The 21267-nt window shown below is 68.6% G+C and carries 17 protein-coding genes; 11 read left to right on the top strand and 6 right to left on the bottom strand.

Going from position 1 to position 21267, the window contains the following annotated elements:
* Nucleotides 1–9: 9 nt before the first annotated feature.
* The 10 genes from AC4FS1_RS08645 (at nucleotide 10) to AC4FS1_RS08690 (ending at nucleotide 13350) form a co-directional block, all read left to right on the top strand.
* Nucleotides 10–1560, top strand: a complete 1551-nt coding sequence (locus AC4FS1_RS08645; protein ID WP_491154203.1) for a sugar transferase — start codon at nucleotides 10–12, stop codon at nucleotides 1558–1560.
* Between the two features lie 2 nt (nucleotides 1561–1562).
* Nucleotides 1563–2441 (top strand): WecB/TagA/CpsF family glycosyltransferase, encoded by an 879-nt coding sequence (locus tag AC4FS1_RS08650; RefSeq protein WP_491154205.1) that lies wholly within the window; start codon nucleotides 1563–1565, stop codon nucleotides 2439–2441.
* Between the two features lie 248 nt (nucleotides 2442–2689).
* Entirely contained in the window at nucleotides 2690–4519 is a 1830-nt protein-coding gene (locus AC4FS1_RS08655) for a glycosyltransferase family 2 protein (protein WP_491154207.1), read from the top strand.
* A 222-nt stretch (nucleotides 4520–4741) separates the two neighbouring features.
* A complete protein-coding gene (locus AC4FS1_RS08660) occupies nucleotides 4742–5311 on the top strand; it encodes a hypothetical protein (protein ID WP_491154209.1) in 570 nt (189 codons plus the stop codon).
* A gap of 5 nt (nucleotides 5312–5316) precedes the next feature.
* Entirely contained in the window at nucleotides 5317–6636 is a 1320-nt protein-coding gene (locus AC4FS1_RS08665; protein ID WP_491154211.1) for an MFS transporter, read from the top strand.
* On the top strand, nucleotides 6633–7661 hold the full coding sequence (locus AC4FS1_RS08670) for a TolB-like translocation protein (protein WP_491154213.1): 1029 nt from the start codon (nucleotides 6633–6635) through the stop codon (nucleotides 7659–7661). The genes AC4FS1_RS08665 and AC4FS1_RS08670 overlap by 4 nt, the downstream gene beginning before the upstream one ends.
* Nucleotides 7658–8200, top strand: coding sequence for a VanZ family protein (locus AC4FS1_RS08675; RefSeq protein WP_491154215.1), 543 nt, complete (start codon nucleotides 7658–7660; stop codon nucleotides 8198–8200). The genes AC4FS1_RS08670 and AC4FS1_RS08675 overlap by 4 nt, the downstream gene beginning before the upstream one ends.
* A gap of 86 nt (nucleotides 8201–8286) precedes the next feature.
* Complete coding sequence (locus tag AC4FS1_RS08680; RefSeq protein ID WP_491154216.1) at nucleotides 8287–10812, top strand: DUF4082 domain-containing protein; 2526 nt, start codon at nucleotides 8287–8289, stop codon at nucleotides 10810–10812.
* Nucleotides 10813–10998: 186 nt separating this feature from the next.
* Nucleotides 10999–12561, top strand: coding sequence for an O-antigen ligase family protein (locus AC4FS1_RS08685; RefSeq protein WP_491154218.1), 1563 nt, complete (start codon nucleotides 10999–11001; stop codon nucleotides 12559–12561).
* Nucleotides 12562–12564: 3 nt separating this feature from the next.
* Complete coding sequence (locus tag AC4FS1_RS08690; RefSeq protein ID WP_491154220.1) at nucleotides 12565–13350, top strand: chain-length determining protein; 786 nt, start codon at nucleotides 12565–12567, stop codon at nucleotides 13348–13350.
* A 10-nt stretch (nucleotides 13351–13360) separates the two neighbouring features.
* Here AC4FS1_RS08690 and AC4FS1_RS08695 read toward each other — a convergent pair whose 3' ends face one another.
* Nucleotides 13361–14227, bottom strand: a complete 867-nt coding sequence (locus AC4FS1_RS08695; protein WP_491155686.1) for a DUF6492 family protein — start codon at nucleotides 14225–14227, stop codon at nucleotides 13361–13363.
* A 122-nt stretch (nucleotides 14228–14349) separates the two neighbouring features.
* Between AC4FS1_RS08695 and AC4FS1_RS08700 the strand changes: the two genes are divergently transcribed.
* Nucleotides 14350–15582, top strand: a complete 1233-nt coding sequence (locus AC4FS1_RS08700) for a rhamnosyltransferase WsaF family glycosyltransferase (protein ID WP_491154222.1) — start codon at nucleotides 14350–14352, stop codon at nucleotides 15580–15582.
* Here AC4FS1_RS08700 and AC4FS1_RS08705 read toward each other — a convergent pair.
* Genes AC4FS1_RS08705 through AC4FS1_RS08725 form a run of 5 tightly spaced genes read right to left on the bottom strand, consistent with a single transcriptional unit; the run spans nucleotide 15579 to nucleotide 21267 of the window.
* Nucleotides 15579–16739 (bottom strand): glycosyltransferase family 4 protein, encoded by a 1161-nt coding sequence (locus AC4FS1_RS08705; RefSeq protein WP_491154224.1) that lies wholly within the window; start codon nucleotides 16737–16739, stop codon nucleotides 15579–15581. The genes AC4FS1_RS08700 and AC4FS1_RS08705 overlap by 4 nt on opposite strands.
* Nucleotides 16732–18273, bottom strand: coding sequence for an oligosaccharide flippase family protein (locus AC4FS1_RS08710; protein WP_491154226.1), 1542 nt, complete (start codon nucleotides 18271–18273; stop codon nucleotides 16732–16734). The genes AC4FS1_RS08705 and AC4FS1_RS08710 overlap by 8 nt, the downstream gene beginning before the upstream one ends.
* Entirely contained in the window at nucleotides 18270–19508 is a 1239-nt protein-coding gene (locus AC4FS1_RS08715) for a glycosyltransferase family 4 protein (RefSeq protein WP_491154228.1), read from the bottom strand. Before AC4FS1_RS08715 ends, AC4FS1_RS08710 begins: the two co-directional genes overlap by 4 nt.
* A 5-nt stretch (nucleotides 19509–19513) precedes the next feature.
* The gene (locus tag AC4FS1_RS08720; RefSeq protein WP_491154230.1) at nucleotides 19514–20644 is read right to left on the bottom strand and encodes a DegT/DnrJ/EryC1/StrS family aminotransferase; all 1131 of its coding nucleotides are present in this window, start codon (nucleotides 20642–20644) and stop codon (nucleotides 19514–19516) included.
* Nucleotides 20641–21267, bottom strand: a complete 627-nt coding sequence (locus AC4FS1_RS08725) for a NeuD/PglB/VioB family sugar acetyltransferase (RefSeq protein WP_491154232.1) — start codon at nucleotides 21265–21267, stop codon at nucleotides 20641–20643. Before AC4FS1_RS08725 ends, AC4FS1_RS08720 begins: the two co-directional genes overlap by 4 nt.

The following is a 21267-nucleotide window of genomic DNA, read 5'->3' on the forward strand; positions in this document are numbered from 1 at the left end:
GGCGCGATCGTGACCGCCATCGAGATCGGGGCGCGCGGCAGCGCGCTGCCCGCATCCGTTCCGGCTATCGCCGACCTCACAGTCCGCCGCCCGCCGACGTGGGGACTCGCCGTCGGACCGCGGGCGACGCCTGCGCTCGAGCGTCGGCTGACGTGGGAGCGGGCTTACCGCCTGCGCCTGCGGGTCACCGACACCGTCGTGGTGGCGGCCGTCGCGTGCATCGCCTCGGTCGTGCAGCTGATGGCCTCCGCGCCGGGGGTGCTCGTCGAAGATCCGTGGGTCCTCGCCCGCATCCCGCTGGCCAGCGCCGCTGTCTGGCTGCTGATGCTCTCCGCCTTTCAGACTCGCGAACCCCGCATCACCGGTGCAGGCAGCACCGAGTACAAGCGGGTCGCCCACGCCACAGGCCTCGCCTTCGGCATCATGGCGATCGCCTTCATCGTGTTCCAGTGGCAGGGGCTGCGCAGCCAGCTCGTCATCGCGCTGCCGCTCGGCCTGCTCGCGCTGCTCGCGGCTCGGTGGCGCTGGCGCCGCTGGCTGGTCGCGCAACGGCGCACGGGCCGGTACGTGTCGCGCGCCATCGTCGTGGGACGTCGCGCCGACGTCGCGCACGTCATCGGAACTCTCGAACGCGACGGCCAGCTCGGCTTCCACGTCGTAGGGACGGCGTTGGATGGGGATTCCGCCGCCGAGCTGGTCGTCAGCGCACGGACCTACCGCACCTACGGCACGCCGGAGACGGCTGCCCAGGTGGCGCGGGACCTCGGCGCCGACACCATCATCGTCGCCAGCCACCTGGAGAACCCGGACTTCGTCCGCCGTCTCGGGTGGCAGCTGGAGGGAACCGCCGCCGATCTGGTGCTCTCGAGCCAGCTCACGGACGTGGCGGGCCCCCGGATCTCACTCCGCCAGGTTGTCGGCCTGCCGCTGATCTCCGTGCGCATCCCGACCTTCGAGGGTGCACGTCACGCATACAAGCGGGCACTCGACCTCGGTATCGCCGTTATGGCGCTGATTCCGATCGCGGTCCTGACGCCTTTCGTGGCGCTGCTCATCAAGCTCGACTCGCCCGGAGGCGTGTTCTTCCGCCAGCGCCGCGTCGGCCAGGACGGACGCGAGTTCGACATCGTCAAGTTCCGCACGATGCGGACGACGGCGGAACAGGAACTGAAGGCGCTCATCGAGAGCAGCGAGGGTGCCGGGCCGCTCTTCAAGATCCGCAAAGACCCGCGAGTGACACGCGTCGGAGCAATCCTGCGCAAGTACTCGCTGGACGAGCTGCCGCAGTTCTGGAACGTCCTACGGGGCGAGATGAGCGTCGTCGGGCCTCGGCCGCCGCTGCCGAGCGAAGTCGGCGACTACGACGGGCCGGTGTTCCGCCGGCTCTACATCAAGCCCGGCATCACAGGGCTCTGGCAGGTCAGCGGACGCAGCGACCTGTCCTGGGAGGAGAGCGTCCGGCTCGACCTCCACTACGTCGAGAACTGGTCGGTCATGACCGACCTCATGATCATCGCCCGTACGGCGAAGGTCATGTTCCGCGGAACGGGAGCGTACTAGGAATGACTCTGCACAAGCCCACACCGGTCGCGACGAGGCGATCACTGGCGACAGAACGCACCCGGGTGATCGTCGGCGGCATGCACACAGCACCGCCCGAGCGCTCGCATCGGCTGGACGGACTGCCGCGCATCGACATCGCCACCTGCCCCGTGCACGTCACGAATGAGGTCGGCGCACTGAAGATCATCACGCAGTCGGCCGTGCCGCCGCATCCCGCGCCCCTGGCGGTCTCGTCGATCAACCTCGACCACGTACACCACTTCGGTCACGGCCGGCGAAAGCTCGGCGACTCAGGGGTGGAGTGGCTGCACCTCGTCGATGGCGCACCGATCGCCTCCCAGGCCGAGCGCCTGGTGCACGAGGACGTCCCGCGCCTCGCCGGCAGCGATCTCATCTCCGGCATCCTCGACAACGCCGACCGTCGCGGCCTCTCGGTCGCCGTGCTCGGCGGATCGGAAGACGTCACGACGCCGCTGCAGGAACGCATGTCGCGGGACTGGCCGAACGCGCGCTTCGCGGGGCACTGGACCCCGCCGCGCGAAGTGCTGGACGACCCGGAGGCCTCGCGGGCGATCGCCACGGAGATCCGCGCCGCGGGCACCGACATCCTGATCGTCTGCCTCGGTAAGCCGAGGCAGGAGGAGTGGATCGACAGGTATGGCTCGGCCACCGGCGCAGGGACGCTGCTGGCCTTCGGAGCGGTCGTCGACTTCCTGGCCGGGCGCGTCTCACGCGCACCGCGCTGGGTGGCGAAGGCCGGTTTCGAATGGATGTGGCGGCTCATGCTCGAGCCACGGCGACTTGCCCGCCGGTATCTCATCGAAGGACCGCCGGCTTATCTGGCCGTGCGGCGGTCGCGTTTCCCCAAGAGGGCATGAGTCGCCACTTGACATGGCCGTGCGGGCCGATCCCGCACGGCCTCCTCAGCTGCCTCGGGTGGGTGCGCCCCTCACCCACCCGAGTGCACTAAAGGTCCGGGCGGGTGTGCCCCTCACCCGCCCGGACTCACCACAGGGGCATGTGAAGAAGAGAACGGGGATGACCCAAGGGGAGCGCATGCAGGCGACGTCTGCGCGGGCTCGTTGCGTGACGCAACGACAGGGTCATCGAAAAAAGGACAGCGATCGTGAACGAGGAACAATTGAGCAACAACACCCACATCGCTGCTGACGACTCCTTCTATAGGGATGAACGGGTCGACGTGGCCGTCGTCGTCGTGTCGTACAACAGCGCGGATGACATCCGCCAGCTGCTTCCCGACCTGAGGCGCGAGACACGGTCCACGCGTCTGCGTGTGATCGTCGCCGACAATTCGTCGGAGGACGGCACCCTTGCGATGTTGTCCGAGCACACGGATGTCGTCGCGGTTCGCACCGGCGGCAATATCGGGTACTCGGGCGCGATCAACGTGGCGATGGAGCACGTGGGCGAGGCCGATTCCATCCTGATCCTCAACCCCGACCTGCGCCTCGACGCCGGCGCCATCCCGCGCATGCTGCGGCGGTTGCGCAGCGACCCGCGGATCGGCGCCGTCGTTCCCTTGCTGCGCGACGAGGACGGGTCGGTGTACTTCTCGCTGCGCCGCGAACCCACTGTGCTGCGCGCCGCCGCCGACGCGGTGATCGGCCGCTATTGGCAGGCTCGGCCGGCTCCGCTGTCGGAATACGTTCGTGACCCCGCCGAGTACGGCTGGGCGCACCCGGTCGACTGGGCCACGGGCGCCGCACTGCTGATCTCCGCCCCGGCCGCCGCGGTCATCGGCGACTGGGATGAGCGCTTCTTCCTCTACTCGGAGGAGACCGACTTCCAGCGCCGCCTCCGCGATGCGGGATGGCTCGTTCTGTTCGAGCCCGCCGCTGCGGCGACGCATCGTCGAGGCGGCTCGGGGGCCTCGCCCGACCTCAACGCGCTTCTGACCGTCAATCGCGTCCGGTATATGGAGAAGCATCGCCCGCTGTCCGCCGCGGCGTTCCGCGCGGCCGTCATCGTCGGCGAGCAGCTCCGCCGTAGCCCCGCGAATGCACGCTCACGCTGGGCGCTGTGGACGAGGACGCGGTGGCACGCGCTGCCGCACGGCCGCAAGGATCCCCTGCCGCCGGATGCCTTTCCCCCGGCGTCGATCGTCATTCCCGCCCATAACGAGGCGGGGATCATCGAGCGCACGCTCACGCCGCTCGCCCCGCTGGCTGCCGCGGGCCGGGTCGAGGTGATCGTCGTCTGCAACGGCTGCACCGACGACACTGCGCAGCGCGCCCGCGCCTTCGCCGGTGTGCGCGTGGTGGAGACGGACGAGGCTTCCAAGGCATCCGCTCTGAACCTGGGCGATGCACACGCGACGCTATGGCCGAGGTTCTACCTCGACGCCGACATCGTCGTGACAGCGGACGCCCTTGCCGTCGTGGCCACCGCGCTGAATGAGGGCACCGCCCTCGCCGGTCGTCCCTCGTTCCGTCTGGATCTGGATGGTGCCTCGCCGCTCGTGCGGGCGTACTACCGAGCACGCGAACGGATGTCGTCGACCTCGTCGGCCCTGTGGGGCGCGGGGGTGTACGCGGTCAGCCGCGCCGGACACGAGCGGCTCGGCCGCTTCCCCGCGCTCACCGCCGACGACCTCTACGTCGACCTTCTTTTCACGCCGGCGGAGAAGGTCTTCCCCTCGACCGAACCGGTGATCGTGTCCGTTCCCCGTCACGCGGGGGCGCTCCGTCGCGTCCTGAGGCGCATGCGGCGGGGGCCGGCAGAGCAGGGCGTGGATACGGGGTCGTCCAGCGCACGGGAATTGGCCCGAAGCGTTCGCGGGCCGCTCTCGGCGACCGACGCGGCGATCTACGCCGCGTTCGCCGTGGATGCGCGACGCAGCGCGCGGGAAGCCGCGCGCCGGGGCTCCCTCGGATGGGAGCGCGACGACACATCCCGCAGGTCATCGACCCCTGGCTCTCTGGTGGACGCGGGCTGACCTCGCTCGGCTCACCGCCGTCGAACCGAGAGCCGGCAATCCGGCCGACGGCTTCCGCTGGCCCACACGAGACGGTACACTCTCCCCTAAGTGGTGATCAGGTTCCGGGGGGAATCGATCACTTTGGGGCAAATCACGACGGCGCTCGAGCTGCGTTTTCGTGTGGGGACTGGGGACTGCTCGATGGGGATATCTGCGCGTTCGCGCATCTTGACGCCGCGTATGCGCGGCACACTGGTCGTCACGGCAGTCGTCGTGGTCCTCGGCCTCGGTGCCGGCGCCTGGCTCCTCGTGGCGCCCGTTGCGCCGGGAGAAAAGCCCGTGGCAGCACAGACCAGCGGGCCTGTCCCTGGGGCGACGCCGACGACGGGCAGCGAAGTCCAGACGCCGACGGAGTCGACGGCGCCGAACGATCGCCTCCCGCCACGCGAGGGCGCCGCTCCACGCGTCTCTCTCCCGCTTCCCACCCCCGCGTCTGCGCAGGGCGCAGTCGTGGAGGGGTATCCCGCTGACCTGGCGCCCCCGGTGGACGGATCGGACGTGCTCGATACGTCTCTGGCCACGGAGAACGAGGTTCTGCAGTTCACCCTCGTCGCCAGGTCCGACGCCTCGGGTGAGGACATCCTGGCCCACTATGGCGCGCTGTGGGCCGGGCTCGGACTCACACCCACGTCGGTCGCGGAGGCCGGAGCTGCGTCCTACACCGACGCATTCTCCTCGGTGACGGTGTCTGCGGACGCCTCCGGCACCGGCACCGTGTACACGATCTTCGGCGTGCTGAGAGCGGGCTGACGGCAATGTACATCTCGCTCACGAACAAGCCCGCGTCCGAAGACGAAGGCACACCGGCGTCGCCCGAAGGCGCAGACGCCCCGACGGGAAAGAAGCGCAAGCCCGCGGGCATCCGCACCGTGTCATCGACGGTCGTCACGCTCGGTATCGTCTCGCTGCTCACCGACATCTCGTCCGAATCCGTCTCGGCGATCCTCCCGCTCTACATCACCGGGGTCCTGGGGCTCTCGACGATCGCGTTCGGCGTGCTGGACGGCCTGTATCAGGGCGTCAGCGCGCTCGTGCGCATCGCGGGCGGCTACACCTCCGATCGCATCGACCAGCCCAAGTGGGTGGCCTTCGTCGGTTACGCCCTCGCGGCCGTCGCCCGCGTCGGGCTCCTCTTCGGTTCGGGGTTCGCCGCGCTCACCGCCGTCATCACCGCCGACCGCATCGGCAAGGGCATCCGCACCGCCCCGCGCGACTCGCTCATCACCGCCACGAGTGATCCGGAGAAGCTGGGTACGGCGTTCGGTGTCCACCGGATGCTGGACAACATCGGCGCCGCGCTCGGACCGCTCATCGCGTTCGTGATCTTGCTGGTGATCCCCGACGGCTACCTGACCGTGTTCGTGGCGTCGCTGGCCTTCGCCACCGTCGGGGTCGTCATCCTCGCCCTCGTCGTCCCGAATGTCCGCACCCGCCGCCGCGAGGCGCGTCCCGCGGGCGAGCCGCGTCCGAAGCGCGAGCGTTTCGCATGGTCGGTGATCACGCGCGGTCCGATTCGTCGCGTCCTGGCCGCGGCAGGCATCCTCGGCCTCATGACGATCGGCGACGGGTTCATCTACCTCGTGCTGCAGGCGCGGAGCGACTTCGCCGCCCAGTGGTTCCCGCTGCTCTATGTCGGAACCAACGTGGCATTCCTGGCCTTCGCCCTCCCGCTGGGCAAGCTGGCGGACCGGATCGGCCGCGCTCGCGTCTTCGTGCTGGGCCACCTCGCACTCCTCGCGACATACGTCATGGCCGCCCTGCCGGTAGCCGACATCGCCGCCACCATCCTCTGCCTCGTGTTCCTCGGCGCCTTCTACGCCGCGACCGATGGAGTGCTCGCGGCGCTGGCCGCGCAACTGACGACGCCGGAGACCCGCGGCACGGGCATCGCGGCCGCGCAGACGGTCGTGGCGATCGCCCGCTTCATCTCCGCGGCCGGATTCGGCCTGCTGTGGTTCGCCATCGGACGCGAGGCTTCGATGCTCGTGGTCGCGGGGGTCCTCGTGATCGCGATCCCCTGCGTGGCCATCCTGCTGCGGCCCCTCCTCACCTCTCCGAAAGCGGTGAGGGCGTGAACGATCGGCGCAAGTGGATGATCGTGGCGATCGTTTCGTGCGCGGCGCTGGCGGCGACCTCGGTCGTGGGGATCTTCGCGTGGCGCGAGTACCAGGCCCGCGCGGAGGCTCCCAGTGCGGTCGACGTCGCGGGCGCCGGGGACGAGATCGACGGAGATCACGTCGTCTTCCGCAACACCGCCTCCGGCTCGGGGTACGGGCACATCGCGCGCGTCCCGTTGTCGGATCCGGATGGAACGCGGGTCGTCGACAGCGTGGCCTGCGACCGCGTCGACGCGACGGACGTCGAGCTCTCGTGCCTGCGGATCGAACGCGGCATCGTCCCCTCGTACTCGGCGACGCTGTATTCACGCGACGGCGACCAGCTGGAGCAGTGGCCGCTCCCGGGCATCCCGAGCCGCACCCGGATCTCGGCGGACGGGTCACTCGTGGCGACGACGTCGTTCGTGACCGGGCACTCCTACGCGGCGGTGGGCTTCTCCACCGAGACCGTCATCCGCACATCCGGCGGCGAGAGCATGGGCAACCTCGAGGAGTGGAGTCTCCTCGTCGACGGGGCCGCATCCGCGCCGCAGGATCGCAACTTCTGGGGCGTCACCTTCGTCGACGACACCACCTTCTACGCCACGGTGGGTCTGACGGCTTCGGGGGCCACCTACCTGGTGCGCGGCGACATCTCCGCGCGCACGCTCACGACGCTGGCGGAGAACGTGGAGTGCCCGTCCGTCTCACCGGACGGCACCCGGGTCGCCTTCAAACGGGTCACCTCGGGGTCGGGCGCGGGCGTGCGGTGGACGCCGTCGATCTACGACCTCGCCACCGGCGAGGTGACCGTCCTCCCGGAGTCCCGCAGCATCGACGACCAGATCGAGTGGCTCGACGCCGACACCATCCTGTACGGGATGCCGCGTGAGGGCGCCGTCGGCGACACTGACGTGTGGCAGCTCGCCGCCGACGGCTCGAGTGACCCGACCATCTTCATCGAGCACGCCTGGTCGCCCTCGGTCGTTCGGAGCGACTCATGAGCCGCGACGTCGGGCTGCCGGCGGTGACCGTCGGCCCGTCTCGCCGGAGAGGGCGATCGACCTGGGTCCTGGCGGCGTTGGCGATCTATCTCATGGGCGCGATCGTGATCCTCCTCTCCCCCGTTTCCCCGGAGGGACTCGTCACGGCGACAACTGCCTGGCTACGAGATGACGTGGGAATCGCCGCGGTACGGCAGGGATGGGTGGAGTTCGGCGCCAATGTCGTCCTGTTCGCACCCCTCGGCATCCTCGTGGCGCTCGGGTTCCGTTCCGCGTGGGCGGGGGTCGCGGCGGCGGTCATGTTGTCCGCGGGCGCGGAACTTGCACAGATCCTGCTACCGGGTCGCATGGCGAGCGCACGCGACGTTCTGGCGAACGTGCTCGGCGCTGCGGTGGGTTCCGTCCTCGTCGTGGCCGTGCGGGCCGCGCGTCGTCGACGCGAGAAAAGGATCAGTATCCCGGGACAAGCGGGGTCAACGCTGGTACGGTCTCCGGAGGGGCGTCCGACGCACGCCATCGAGCCGTGGAGCGCCCCCTAATGGAAATCACACCTTCCCCGTCACACGCGCGGCTGCTACACACGAGCCTCGCTTTCACCTGCCTCGCCCTGGCGACGGCCCTGCTGATGGTTGCATCGCTGATCGTGCATCGCGCCGGCGTCGATGCTTCTCCCGGGGCGAGGCCCGCGACGGTGAGCGTGTTCGCCGATGCGGCGACCCCGCGATCCGATGCGGTCCCCCGCAGCGCTGACACCGAGACGTCGGCGCCAGTCACGCTGCAGCAGGGGACGCTGAACCTCGCGATGGTGAAAACCCAGACGGTCCCCGAGTCGACCGCACCGGGCGGTGTCTTCCCCGACTCGGCAACTCCTCAAACGCCCGTCGATCCCGACACGCGATCGGTGGAGCTGGGAATGAGGTTCTCACCCAAGGTCGACGGGACCATCTCCGCGCTTCGCTTCTATAAGACCGCGGCGAACCTCGGACCGCACGTCGGGACACTGTGGGGTCCGGCGGGAGAGGTGCTGGCGCGGATCAACTTCGCCGACAGCACGTCCGTGGGATGGCAGAACGCCGAGATCTCGCCCGCGGTATCCGTGGCGGCAGGGGTGACCTACGTCGCGTCCTACTTCGCACCCACGGGGCGCTATGCCTCTGACGAGCACGACTTCGAGCAGGGCCTCGAGACCGCGTCTCTGTCGGTTCCCGCGGGCGCTGGGGTGTACGCGTACGGTCCTGGTGCCTTCCCGACGGAGAACTACCGCGATTCGAACTATTACGTCGACGTGACGTTCCGACCGGGAGTGGTCGAGCCCACGCCCGAACCCTCGGTCGAGCCGGAACCGACGGGTTCACCGGCGCCGACCAGCGCGCCCGAACCCACGGGCGGGCCGACGCCCGAACCCACCGTCACTCCTGAGCCCGTGCCGAGCGCCGCCGAAGAGGGGGTCTTCCCCGAGGCCACCGAGCCCGATCAGGCCGTCGACCCCGACCGCGAGTCGGTGGAACTCGGAATGGTGTTCATCCCCAAGGTCGCCGGCGCCATGACCGCGCTGCGGTTCTACCGGTCTGCCGTCAACATCGGCCCGCACGTGGGCACCCTGTGGAACGCGGAGGGCACTGCTCTCGCACGCGTGGACTTCCCCGCCAGTGGTGGCGAAGGGTGGCAGACAGCCGAATTGTCGGAGCAGGTGCAGGTCGTCGCGGGCGAGCGGTACACCGTGTCCTATCTCGCGCGGGAAGGCCTGTACTCGGCCGACGAGCACTACTTCGACGTCGGCATCGATAACGAGTACTTCTCGGTCCCTGCGGGCGCGGGTGTGTACGCCTACGGGTCCGGCGCGTTCCCCACAGAGAACTACCGCAACTCCAACTACTACGTGGATGTGCGCTTCGCCCCGGCCGAGACCTCGTCTCCCACGCCGACCAGCACCGCGACGCCCAGCTCGGAGCCGACGGCATCCCCGTCGCCTTCCGAGTCACCGACTGCTCCGGGGGAGACATCGGTGCTCGATCTACCGACCGAGGCCTGGTGGGGTGGCCCGGCGTACTACGGGCAGTGGGATAAGGCCACACAGGCCGGCTGGACCGATGCGTCCTTCTTCCCCATCTCGGTCTTCTTCGGCAAACCGTCCCACGCCGGCGCGCTCGCCGATATCGGGATCAACACGTTCATGGGCGCCGAGCACGACGGCTCACGAGTGAGCGCGATCACCGGTCAGGGCATCTCGGTCCTGGCGCAGTCCGAGTGGACCGACGCCGAGGTCGGCGATGATCCGCTCGTGGTGGGCTGGCACGTCAGTGATGAGTGCGACATGGGCCTGGGTGGCTGCGACAGCACCGCCGGCGAAGAGGGCAGCCTGGAGATCCAGAAGGGTTTCGTCGCCGAGATGCGCGCGAAGGCTGACGGACGCTTCCTGCAGGCCAACTTCGGCAACGGCGTGCTCGGTAGTTACTGGTCACCGAACACGATGGACGACCACCTCGCGCTCGTCGACGTCTCGAGCGTCGACAAGTATGCGTATACGAGCCCCCACGTCCAGGATCTGTTCCGAGGATCGCCCTTCTGGCCCGCCGGCAAGAATCCGTCGTCCGCGGGCGCGTACGGGTGGCAGCAGGACCGGATGGAGACCTTTATGGCGCCGACGGCATCCAAGCCGAACTGGGTGTTCGTCGAAACAGCGCAGCCGTACCTCACGGAAGCCGGCGCGCGCACGATCACGGTCGATCAGATCCGTGGTGCCGTCTGGAACGGCATCATCCACGGTGCCGCCGGAATCGCCTACTTCCAGCACAACAACGACGGCTGCGGGAACTACTCGCTGATCGACTGCGGAGAGGGCCTCCGCGATGGCGTTGCGGCGATCAATGCAGGGGTCGCCGAATTGGCCCCCGTCATCAACTCGCCCACGTATACGTGGCGCTTCGGTGAGGGCCTCGAAACGTCCCTCAAGGCGTACGACGGTGCGGCCTACATTCTCGCGATGACCGATGGTGGCACGGGCGAGAGGTCCTTCGCTCTCCCGGCGGGGCTGAGCGGAGCAGTCGAGGTCGTCGGCGAGAACCGCACCCTCGATGCGGCTGGCGGGACGTTCACCGACCGGTTCGCGGCCGAGAACACGGTCCATATCTACCGGGTGGCGATCGAATGACCCGTCGCCGAACGCCTCGCAACGGATCGGGCTACCTGGTGCCCGAGGTCCCTGGGCAGACACATGCGTTCTTCTGGCGCGAGATCGAGGCTCCGGAAGCTGCCGGCGAGAGGATCGACTTCCTCTCCACCATCCGCCGCCTGCGGGATGCGCCGCACGAAGCGCGCGCACTCGGAGCACGACGGCGTGGTCGCGTGCGCGCGCACTTCACCAGCGAGTCGAGCGCACAGGCGCTTGTCGAGTCGATCGACCGCGCACGAGATTCGGTGGATCGGCCTCTGCGGCCGTGACCTCGATAACAAGCCAAGCGTCCGGGGGGGCACAGTGACGACGACATACGACGATCGCGCCGCGCGCGATCGCGAGCATTCGCTCGCTCGCGCGCGACACGTGCAATCCCGCTTTGCGCAGAATCCGCTCGCCGGGCAGCGCGGGAGCGTGCCGCTGCTGCTGCGCCTGGCAGCCTTCTCGATTTTCTTCTTCCCCTCGAGCATGGTCATTGACGTGATCGGTGCAGCGGGGACCGTGCCGCTCATGCTGTGCTGCGTTCTGCTGGCTTTCTGGTTCGCGTCCTGGCTGTGGAACCTGCATCGCCCCCTGGAAATGCGCTTCCCCGGCCGGCTCGCAGGAGTGATGTTCTTCTTCGCCGTGGGCGGGTCATACATCGCGCTTCATGGCGGGTGGATCGGCCGGACCAACGAAACGGCGTTGGCGTCCGCGGACCGGTGGATGATCCTGGTGGCCGCGTCGATCGGCCTCATCCTCACGGCCGGCGAGACGGTGCGCACCATGGGCGACGTCCTGCAGTTCACCCGCTGGATCCTGGCTGGGGCGTTCTTCTGCAGCCTCGTGGGCCTGGTGCAGTTCACCACCCACATCAACCCGATGGAGTGGATCCAGACCGCGATGGCCGGCTTCACCTACAACGGCGGTGACACCGCGTTCCAGCAGCGCGGAAACCTGATGCGTGTGGCGGGAAGCACCTTCCATTCGATCGAGTTCGCGGTGGTGAGCGCGATGCTGCTCCCCCTCTCGATCTGGCGGGCGCTGTACGACCCGAAGGGCAAGCGGTGGTTCCACTGGCTGCAGACAGCCCTCCTGGTCTTCGCGATCGCATCGACCGTCTCGCGGTCAGGCACCCTCGGGGCGGCGGTCGCTCTGACGGTTTTCGTGCCGTTCATGCCACGTGCCGCGAGGCGCGTCGTTCTGATCGCCCTTCCCTTCGCCATAACGTTCCTTTTCATCGCGGTTCCTGGATTCATCGGGACGCTCACGAGCGCTCTCACCGCCGACAACTCCGACCCGTCGATCTCGACGAGGACGAACAACTATCCGCGCGTGGTCCGGCTGGTGGATGAGAATCCGTGGTTCGGTCTCGGCCCCGGCAACTATCAGGCGCAGAACGCGCTGCAGATTCTGGATAACCAGTATCTGAACGGGGCCGTCAGCCTCGGTCTGATCGGCTTGACTTTCCTGATCGTCTACCTCTGGTTGCCGGCCTTCACGACTGTGCTCGCCGCACGCGCGGCAAAGGCCCCGGCCCTACGCGCTCTGGCAGGCGCGGTCGCAGGCGGCCTGGCTGTCGGGGCCGTCTGCTCAGTGACCTTCGACTCATTGTCATTTCCGGTTTTTGCTCTGGTATATCCGCTGCTCGTCGGCTTGTCGGGCGCGGTTTGGAGAATGGTGCAAGGCGAGACGAGCTTTCTCGGCCGCCGGGCGCTGTTCACGTCTCACAACTTGGGGGAATGAGACATGGATCCTTTAGCAGTACTTCGCACGGTATGGCGGCAGAAGTGGTTCGCCCTGCCCGCCATCGTCATCGCCATCGCGGCGGCGGTCTTCGTCTATGTCGAGGGCCCACGCACATACGACTCCACGCAGTCGTTCGCGTTGGCCAACCCGAAACTGCCTTCCGAGAAGGAGATCGAAGCAGACCCGTCGCTGCTCGAGTTGAACTCGGATAACCCGTACCTCCGCTCATCCGATCCGAACCTGGTGGCCAACGTCGTCATCACGCGACTGAATTCGCAGGAGACAGCAGACCAGCTCGAGGACATGGGCATGAGCACGGACTACATCGTCAACTCGGGTGCGCTCGGGGGCGGTCTCGTGGTTTCGATCTCGGCCGCGGGCGACACTCCGAAGGAGTCGTTGCAGGCTGTCAACGAACTCGGCGCCCTCTTGACGACATACCTGCATGAAGTCCAAACGGTCAACGGGGCGGATGAGCGCTTCTTGTTCACCGCCATCACCGTCTCCGCACCGAGCACGCCCACCGAGAAGCTGTCGAGCCGTCTGCGCACCGTCGTGGTGGTCGGCATCGCCGGCCTGGTACTGATCTTCGGCGCCATCTCGCTGGGCACGTGGACCTCCAACGTGCGCGCGAAGCGTGCCATGCGCGCCGCCCGCGAGCGCAACTCGACCGACGAGACCGAGTCCGACACGCCCTCGGGAAAGCCCCCGCGTCGGGGCCGCCGCGTGCATTACAAGCCGATGGATGCGACGGTCATCGTGCAGAGCGAAGTGCGCGGCCAGTAGGCCGGTGCCGTCAGCGTCCGGAGTGTGCGATCGCGGCGATCGAGCGGCGTCGCAATTCGAGATCCGTGCCTGACTTGGCGGAGATCATGACGGCGACGTCCCCTCGGTCCAGCGTGCCGAGGAAACCCATCAATGCGGGCTCGTCGAGCGCACGTTCATCGGAGAAGCTCGGGCAGTGCATGTCTGTGGTGAATGGCGTCGGGGAGTGCAGGGTGGCGGCGTGTTCCGCGTAGACACCGTAAAGGACCATCTCGGAGAAGTGGAGTTCCCGGCCGACCGCAACCGCCCACGGCTTGCCGGTCGTCCGTTCCACGGTGCGCAGCGCACCCCGCACCACAGCGGGGTCCCATACGCACGGCCAGCAGATGTAATCGGATCTGGCCGGATCCGTACTGGCGGGCAATCCGAGGAGACGACGGGCAACGCCATCCCAGATCATGTGTCGCGGCAGCGCGCTGGTGACGGCATCCTCGAGGCGGTACAACGGGACGCGCCCATCGATGAGGAAATCGGTGAGCGAAAACGGCCGGACGAACTCGATGTCCGAGTCGGCGACGAGAACCGTGTCCGCGGTGCTGTTCGCTGCCGCCTGAAGCTTCACGATCTGCTGAGCGATCCATCCCCGCACAGGTGGCCAGGGCGACCGCGCACTGAGCCACGCGTTCGCCAAGGGCATGCGAAAGAACCCCCGGGGCATGACCTCGCGGGTGCTCCTCACAGTGGCTCCGTCCGCCTCGAGAGGCCGGAACATCGCCAGATCGCGGGGGGGAACGATCACTGTGTGGCGCGTCCCTTGGGGCGCGAAGCGGCGGACGCTCCGGACGAGGTCACCGGCCAGTTCACGGTCGGGCGCGTAGCTGGGTGTGATGATCTCCATGGTCGGCACGCGCGTAACGTTACCGTTCGTCGTCGCGGCCTGCCGGAGCAGGGCGTACATTCGTCGAGGGAATCGTGACGCGCCTTCGGTTGCCCGCACACAGCCGACGTTCTGGGGAGAAAATGGCCGCATCAGTCCGGCAGTTGTTCCGGAGTCTTGCACGTAAGAGCCCTCGCGAGATCGCACAGCATGCGGTGCGACGTTGGAGTGATCGCCTCCATGCCGCGGAGCTCGATTTCCCGCTCCTCCCCGGTGACATCGCCGACTCCCAGGCTGTCGCCGGCGCCGCCGGGCCGGCCACGCGCCTGCCGGGCCGCCGCCGGGTCGGCTGGATGGTGGTCCCCCCGGGGGCGGGGTCCGGCGGACACACGACGCTCTTCCGGATGATGGAGGCGGCCCGCGCCGCCGGTTTCCAGAACACGCTTCTCTTCTATGACCGGTACCACAGCGACCACGCCCGCAACGTACAGGTGGTCCGTTCCGCCTGGCCGTGGCTGACCTGCGACATCGAGACGGTCGGGGACACGCTGGCGGGGTTCGATGCCATCGTCGCGTCCTCGTGGCCGACCGCACACGTGGCCGCGCGCCGCGGGCTCCCGGGCCAACCGGTGGTGTATTTCATCCAGGACTTCGAGCCGTATTTCTATCCCCGCGGCAGTGAATACGCGATCGCCGAGGACAGTTACCGGCTCGGGCACCGCAACGTCGCATTGGGGGCAATGGTCCGCGATGTGCTCGCTTCTGAGATGGGCATCGCCGCCGACCACGTACCGTTCGGATGCGACACCGAGGTCTATCGGCTGCTGGAGCCGGCAACCCGCCGTTCAGGTGTGCTCTTCTACTCCAAGCGCGGCAACGATCGGCGCGGGCACCGGCTGGCGGTGATGGCGCTTGCGGAGTTTCACCGCCGGCATCCCGAAGAGCCCATCCACACCTACGGCGATCCGCCCCGGGAGCTGCCGTTCCCGGTCGTCAACCACGGAAGCGTGCCGCCGGAGCAACTCAACGAGCTGTACAACACCGTGATCACCGGCATCGCCCTGTCCTTCACCAACATCTCTCTCGTCGCCGAAGAGATGCTGGCCGCCGGAGTGGTCCCGGTCGTGAACGACTCCCCGCTCGCACGCGCGGACCTCCCGAATCCGCACGTCGCGTGGGCGGTCCCCACCCCCGCGGGGATCGCGGAAGCGCTGAGCGCCGCCGTGTCCGCCGGCAGTGGCGACGAGTACCACCGCGCCGTCTCGGCGAGTGTCACAACGCCGGGCTGGGATGAGACCGGCCGCCGCCTGGCCGCGATCATCGCCGAGGAAGTGGATGCCCCCGTCCCGGTCGCGGGCGACTCCGAGAGGGGTTAGCCGGCCTGCTCGAGCGCGTCGAGTATCCGCCCGGCCACGTGGTGCCACGTGGCGGACTGCGCAGCCTGGGCGGCCAGCGCGCCGCGGCGGGCCGCCTCTCCGGGATCTGCCAGGGTCACCATCGCTTGGAAGATCGCTTCGTCTGAGGAGGGGTTGACCGTGATCGCGCCCTCCCGCAGAAGCTCTCCGGCGCCGCCCTCGATCGTCGCAACAACCGGGAGACCTGCGGACGCGGCCTCCAGGTAGGCGATGGGCGAGGGGTCGAACATGCTGGGAAGCACGAACGCGGTGCACGACAGGTAGAGCCGGTCCAAGAGCCGCTGTGCGTCGTCGTCGTCCCGCCGCAGCAGTCCGTGATCGATGATTCCGGCCGCGCGTACGGGGGGATGTTCGCCCACCAGGTGCAGCTCGGCGTCCGGGAACCGCTCGCGCACGCGCGTGAAGGCGCGCAGGACCGCGGCGCCGTTCTTGCGCTTCCAGTCCACCCCGACGAACAAGAAGGACGGATGCGGAGACCGGTCGATGCCGGGCTGAGCAGCGCGGGGGCGGTGTCCCATCCCGACCACGCGTACCTTGCCTGCGGGAAGCCCATAGTCCTCCGCGAACGATCTGGCGGCCCACCCGGTGCTGACGCAGTTCACGGTCGCGGCACGGGAAGAGCCGCGCTGGACGTGGATCCATCGCTGCACCGCCGCCTCGCGGAACATCGCCGCCCGGGTGTCGGAGTGCGGGTGCGCCCACATGGTCTGCAGCGTGGCGTCGTCGTACGTGGCTATCCGGGTACCGGCGAGGCTCAGTCGGCCGAGGCGATAGGAGTCGGTGCCGACCGCCACCACCGCGTCGATGCCGCCGATCCTGCGCAACGATGCGTTCATGGCGCGTTCCCTGGCGCCCATTTTCACCGGGCTGTGGTCGCTTTCTGCTGTGCCGCGCGACCGCAGCGAAGCGAGGATGTGCACGGGCGCGGAGATGGCGCGAGGAACGTCGTAACCCACCTCTTGCACGTCAAGTCCCCGCCCACGGAACGCCGACAGGAGAGCAGCCGGCGTTCCCGACCAGTGGGCGGGTGTGAGAGGGCCACGGTCGGGGTAGAGGAACGCGATGCGTTCTATGGCCGCCTGCGTTCGGGGGCGCGCGACCTCTGTCCTGTCACGCATCGGACGCCTTCCGCGCTGCCCGGCCGACCCGGCCGCGGACCAACGTGAACACTTCTCGCGCCGACGCCGGGAGTAGGACGAACGCCAGCAGCACGTGCACCGACAGGATGACGAGGCCCGCCGCCAGGACGACGAGCGGCGCCGGAAGTCCGGATGCGAGGACGAGTACTCCCCACCCCGCCGCCCCCGAGACCACGGCCAGCACCAGGGCGGAGGTCAGCGGTCGCGCAACGGTCCACACCGAAGAGCCGATCGCGCGGGCGACGAGCACCCAGCGCGCGATCGTGGCGGTCGCGGCGACGATGGCGAAGCCGATCGCAACCGCGACGATGCCTGACCAGACGGCGATCACGGTGGCCCCCACCGTGATCGTGTCGATCACCGTGGCGTACGCCAGCCACGTCCCCGGCCTGCCGAGCCCGTAGAACAGTCCGTGATCCAGCACCGCTCCCAGTGTGAAGATGGCCGCCAGGGCAAGGGCCTGCGACGCGATCGCGCTCTCGCCCCACTGCGGGCCGAAGAGCAACGGGACCAGAATCGGCGAAAGCACGACGATCGCCGTCGGTGCCGGCGTGATGGTGAGATAAGCGAGCCCCAATGCGCGCGCGTATCCCCGGCGGAGACGCTCCGGATCATCCCGCACCTGCGCGAAAACGACCGTGGAGATCGGAGAGACGGCGGAAGAGGCGATCTCCTGCGTGGTCTGCACCAGGCGCTGGGCGACGCTCAGCCGCCCCAGGGCCGCCGCCCCGAGCACGTTCGCGATGATCGCATTCTCCGCCCACATGCGTACCACCGCCACGACGTTCACGCCGACGACTTTGCCACCGAAACGGACCATGGTCGCAAATGTCTGCCGCCCGAACGTGAAGTCGGGTCTCCAGCGAGCCGCGATCCAGGCGCCGACGAGGATGACCGCTTGCGCCACACACGTCTGCGCGATCAGCGCCCACACACCCGCACCGGCCAACGCCAGCCCGATGGCGACCGCCTGAGCGATGAGCGCCGCAGCGGCCGACTGCAGCGCCAGAGCGCGGAACCGCATGCCTCGACGCAGCAGGGCGACGGGCACCGCTGATATCGCCACAAGAAGGATCGCCGGAGTCATACCCAGGACGACCATGGAGACCCCGGGCACACCGAACAGTCCCTCGAGAAGCGGGGCGCAGAGGGCGAGCCCGCCCGCGAGCACGACACCGGACGAGGCCGAGTACCAGAACGCTGTGCTCGTCGTCACCCGGTCCAGCTCAGCAAGCTGCATCACATAGGTACCGAAACCCAGGTCGGCGATGAGGTACACCAGTGGCAGAACCGTCATCGCGATCGCGACGAGCCCGAAATCCGTGGGCGTGAGCAGACGCGTCAGGATGACCAGGGTCAGGAAGCCGCCCGCCTTCGCCACCCATGTCTGGGCTGCGAGCCACCCGACCCCCGCTTTGGATCGTGCGGCGAGCGATGGCTCAGCGGCCGCACTCGACGCGGACGTCGCAGGGCCCGCCTGCTCGGGCGCTTCCTCGCCGGCGTGTGTCGTCATATCGGGTACCGATACTCTCCGTCTTCGCGTCCTCGCGTGGGGAACCCCAGGCGACGACGGACGAGGTGCGTCGCTGCGCGGCGCTCACGGTGGAGGTCGTGAAGCCACATGCGCCCGGTGTAGCTGGTGCGTGCACGCTCGTAGACCGCGGCGAGGCGAGCGCCCATTGCCGTGAGACCGAACTCGCGTTCAGCGAATTCGCGGCCGAACGTTCCGAGCGCCCCTGCGTGAGCCGGGTCGGCGACCAGAGCTGTGAGGTGACGGGCGAGATCGGCCGCCGCATCCGGCGGTGCCTCTGCGCTCCAGAAGCTGTTGCGGAACAGGCCGGCGGCGGTTCCCGGCGTGAAGGTTTGAGACCACCCGTTCTCCCCGATGACGACGAGGGGAACCCCGAACGCCAGACCCCGGGCTGCCGAGCTGCCCATGCCCACGCTGATGTCCGCGGCAGCGTACGCGGGGCGTGGGTCGCCGAGCGCCCCGGTGAAGACGATCGCGTCTCGACCGAGCCGGGAGTTCGCCTGCTCGCCGCGGTGCCGTAGCTCCGCTTCCGACCTGCCGCCCCCGACGATGACGAGCCGCACGCGCTCGTCGCGCATGCGGGCGACGGCATCGATGAGAGTGCGGACGGCGGGCGCCTTCATCTCCGGATCGAGCCGGCCGACCCAGACGACGGCGGTCTCATCCGCGGCGATCCGCCAGTCGGCGCGGAAGCGCTGCGCGTCCGCGGCGTCGGCGGTGTCGCGGTCGAGATCGACGGGCGGACTGATGAGCGTCGTTTCCCCCACGCGGGCCTCACACTCCTCGAGGAGGTAGCGTGTGCCGACGATCAGTTCGGGTGCGTCGAGCGTGTAGGGGTCGATGGCCATCTCGTACGCCGTCTGAACGAGCGGACGCCGTGCCAGCCGGCAGGGACCGAGATAAGCGCCGCGGATCGTGCCCTGCCCATACACGTGCACCAGATCCGCTCCCGCCTCTGTCGCGAGCCCGTCGAGCAGACGCGCGGCTCGCACGGCCGATGTGGGTCGTTCGAAGGGCGTCACCTCGATGCCGTACTCGGAGGCGACGTCCCGAATCGACGGGCCTGCCGGGAGCGTGTCGGCAGGTCCGACCAGGATCGAGTCATACCCGTGCTCGCGAACCGCGGCCGCGAACTGGACGGCGTTGATCTCCGTGCCCCCCAGACCCAGCCCGTTCATCTGCACGAGCACCCGACCACCTTCACGGGTGCGGGTCATCCCCTTCATCGAACCAGCGCGGGCTCGCGCACGACGGCGCGAGCCAGGCTCGCCGCTACTCGTTCCTGCTGCTCCTCGAGCAGGTGGGGGAACATCGGGAGCGACAGGATGCGGTCGGCCGCCGCCTCGGCGACGGGGAACTGCCCGCGCCGGTACCCGAGAGAGGCGTAGGCCTCGGTCAGGTGCACGGGCGTCGGATAGTGGATGCCGGCACCGATGCCGTCGGCTGTCAGCTGGGCGAGCACGCGGTCGCGCTCTTCGAGCCGGATGACGTACAGGTGCCACACATCGGAGTTGCCCGGCCGCACGGACGGGAGCCGGACACCCTCGATGCCGCTGAGGATCTGCCCGTACCAAGCCGCTGCTTCCTGGCGTGCGGAGTTCCATGCGTCGAGGCGCCGAAGCTTCGCCCGCAGGACGGTGGCCTGCACCGCATCCAGGCGTGCGTTGAACCCGACGCGGTGATGCACATACTTCACCGCGCTGCCGTGCGCGGCCATCTCGCGCACGGCCTGAGCGACCTCGGGGTCGTTGGTCATCACGGCGCCGCCATCGCCGGCCGCACCGAGGTTCTTGCCGGGGTAGAAGCTCGTGGCCGCCACGCGGCCCATCGCTCCCGAGCGGCCCGCCGCCGAGTATGACCCCTGCGACTGGGCGGCGTCCTCGATGATGGGGATGCCGTGGCGCTCGGCGATCGGAGTCAGAAGTTCCACGGGGGCGGTCTGACCGAACAGGTGCACGGGCACGATGGCCCGGGTGCGCTCGGTGACGGCTGCGGCGACCGCGTCCGGGTCGATGAGGAGGTGCTCGTCCTCGACGTCGACGAAGACGGGAACCGCCCCGATGCGGGAGGCAGCTTCCGCCGTCGCGATGAACGTGTTGGCGGGCATGATGACCTCGTCGCCGGGGCCGACGCCCACGGCACGGTAGGCGAGTTCGAGCGCGTCGGTACCGTTGGAGACCCCGATGACCGACTCCACGCCGAGGTAGGCGGCGTATTCCTCTTCGAAGGCGGCCACTTCGGGTCCGCCCATGAAGGCGGCCGAGCGGAACTGCTCACGCCAGCGCGGCAGCACCTCGTCGATGATCTCCGCCTGCTGTGCGGACAGATCCAGGAATGGAACGTTCTCGGTCATTTCTTCTCCCCCAGTTGGCGGGCCGGTACTCCGGCCCAGATTTCACCGGCGGGGACATCGGAGACCACGACTGCCCCCATCCCCACCGTTGCGTCGGCGCCTATCGACAACCCCTGTCGCACCGCCGCATTCATTCCGATGTACGCGGCTTCCCCCACCCGCACATCCCCCGCCAGCGCTACCCCGGAGGTCAGCGTGACGAAGTCTTCCAAGATGTCATCGTGAGTGATGGTGCAGTTCGGCATCACCACGACGTGGGAGCCGACGCGCGCATCGGCCGTGACGACGACCCCATCGAGCAGGATACTGCCCGCCGCGACGTCACTCGTGGAGCCGATCCGCACCGACCGTGCGACGTAGGTCGCATACCGGTCGGAGTCCACGCCCAGCCGGCCGAGCCGGCGCACCACTTCGCGGCGGCCTGCGCTCGGTCCGATGCAGACGAGCAGCTGTTCGCTGCGGGTTGCCGCATCGGCGATCGGCCCGAGAACGGGCACACCGCCGACCTCCTGGCCGTGCAATTCCACGTCGTCGTCGAGGATGCCGGTGACGCCGGTGATCCCGGCGGCCAGCACCTCGCGCGCGAGGCCGCTCGCCCCCACGAGCAGAACCCCGTCCCCCAT

The sequence above is a fragment of the Microbacterium sp. Z12_35 genome, assembly GCF_058310475.1.

Bases quoted from the DNA above. Each gene is read 5' to 3' on its own strand.
- AC4FS1_RS08660 (WP_491154209.1), top strand. From the start codon at position 4,742: ATGCGCGGCACACTGGTCGTCACGGCAGTCGTCGTGGTCCTCGGCCTC.
- AC4FS1_RS08675 (WP_491154215.1), top strand. From the start codon at position 7,658: ATGAGCCGCGACGTCGGGCTGCCGGCGGTGACCGTCGGCCCGTCTCGC.
- AC4FS1_RS08695 (WP_491155686.1), bottom strand. From the start codon at position 14,227: ATGGAGATCATCACACCCAGCTACGCGCCCGACCGTGAACTGGCCGGT.
- AC4FS1_RS08690 (WP_491154220.1), top strand. From the start codon at position 12,565: ATGGATCCTTTAGCAGTACTTCGCACGGTATGGCGGCAGAAGTGGTTC.
- AC4FS1_RS08705 (WP_491154224.1), bottom strand. From the start codon at position 16,739: ATGCGTGACAGGACAGAGGTCGCGCGCCCCCGAACGCAGGCGGCCATA.
- AC4FS1_RS08725 (WP_491154232.1), bottom strand. From the start codon at position 21,267: ATGGGGGACGGGGTTCTGCTCGTGGGGGCGAGCGGCCTCGCGCGCGAG.
- AC4FS1_RS08720 (WP_491154230.1), bottom strand. From the start codon at position 20,644: ATGACCGAGAACGTTCCATTCCTGGATCTGTCCGCACAGCAGGCGGAG.
- AC4FS1_RS08715 (WP_491154228.1), bottom strand. From the start codon at position 19,508: ATGACCCGCACCCGTGAAGGTGGTCGGGTGCTCGTGCAGATGAACGGG.
- AC4FS1_RS08665 (WP_491154211.1), top strand. From the start codon at position 5,317: ATGTACATCTCGCTCACGAACAAGCCCGCGTCCGAAGACGAAGGCACA.
- AC4FS1_RS08710 (WP_491154226.1), bottom strand. From the start codon at position 18,273: ATGACGACACACGCCGGCGAGGAAGCGCCCGAGCAGGCGGGCCCTGCG.
- AC4FS1_RS08680 (WP_491154216.1), top strand. From the start codon at position 8,287: ATGGTTGCATCGCTGATCGTGCATCGCGCCGGCGTCGATGCTTCTCCC.
- AC4FS1_RS08650 (WP_491154205.1), top strand. From the start codon at position 1,563: ATGACTCTGCACAAGCCCACACCGGTCGCGACGAGGCGATCACTGGCG.
- AC4FS1_RS08700 (WP_491154222.1), top strand. From the start codon at position 14,350: ATGGCCGCATCAGTCCGGCAGTTGTTCCGGAGTCTTGCACGTAAGAGC.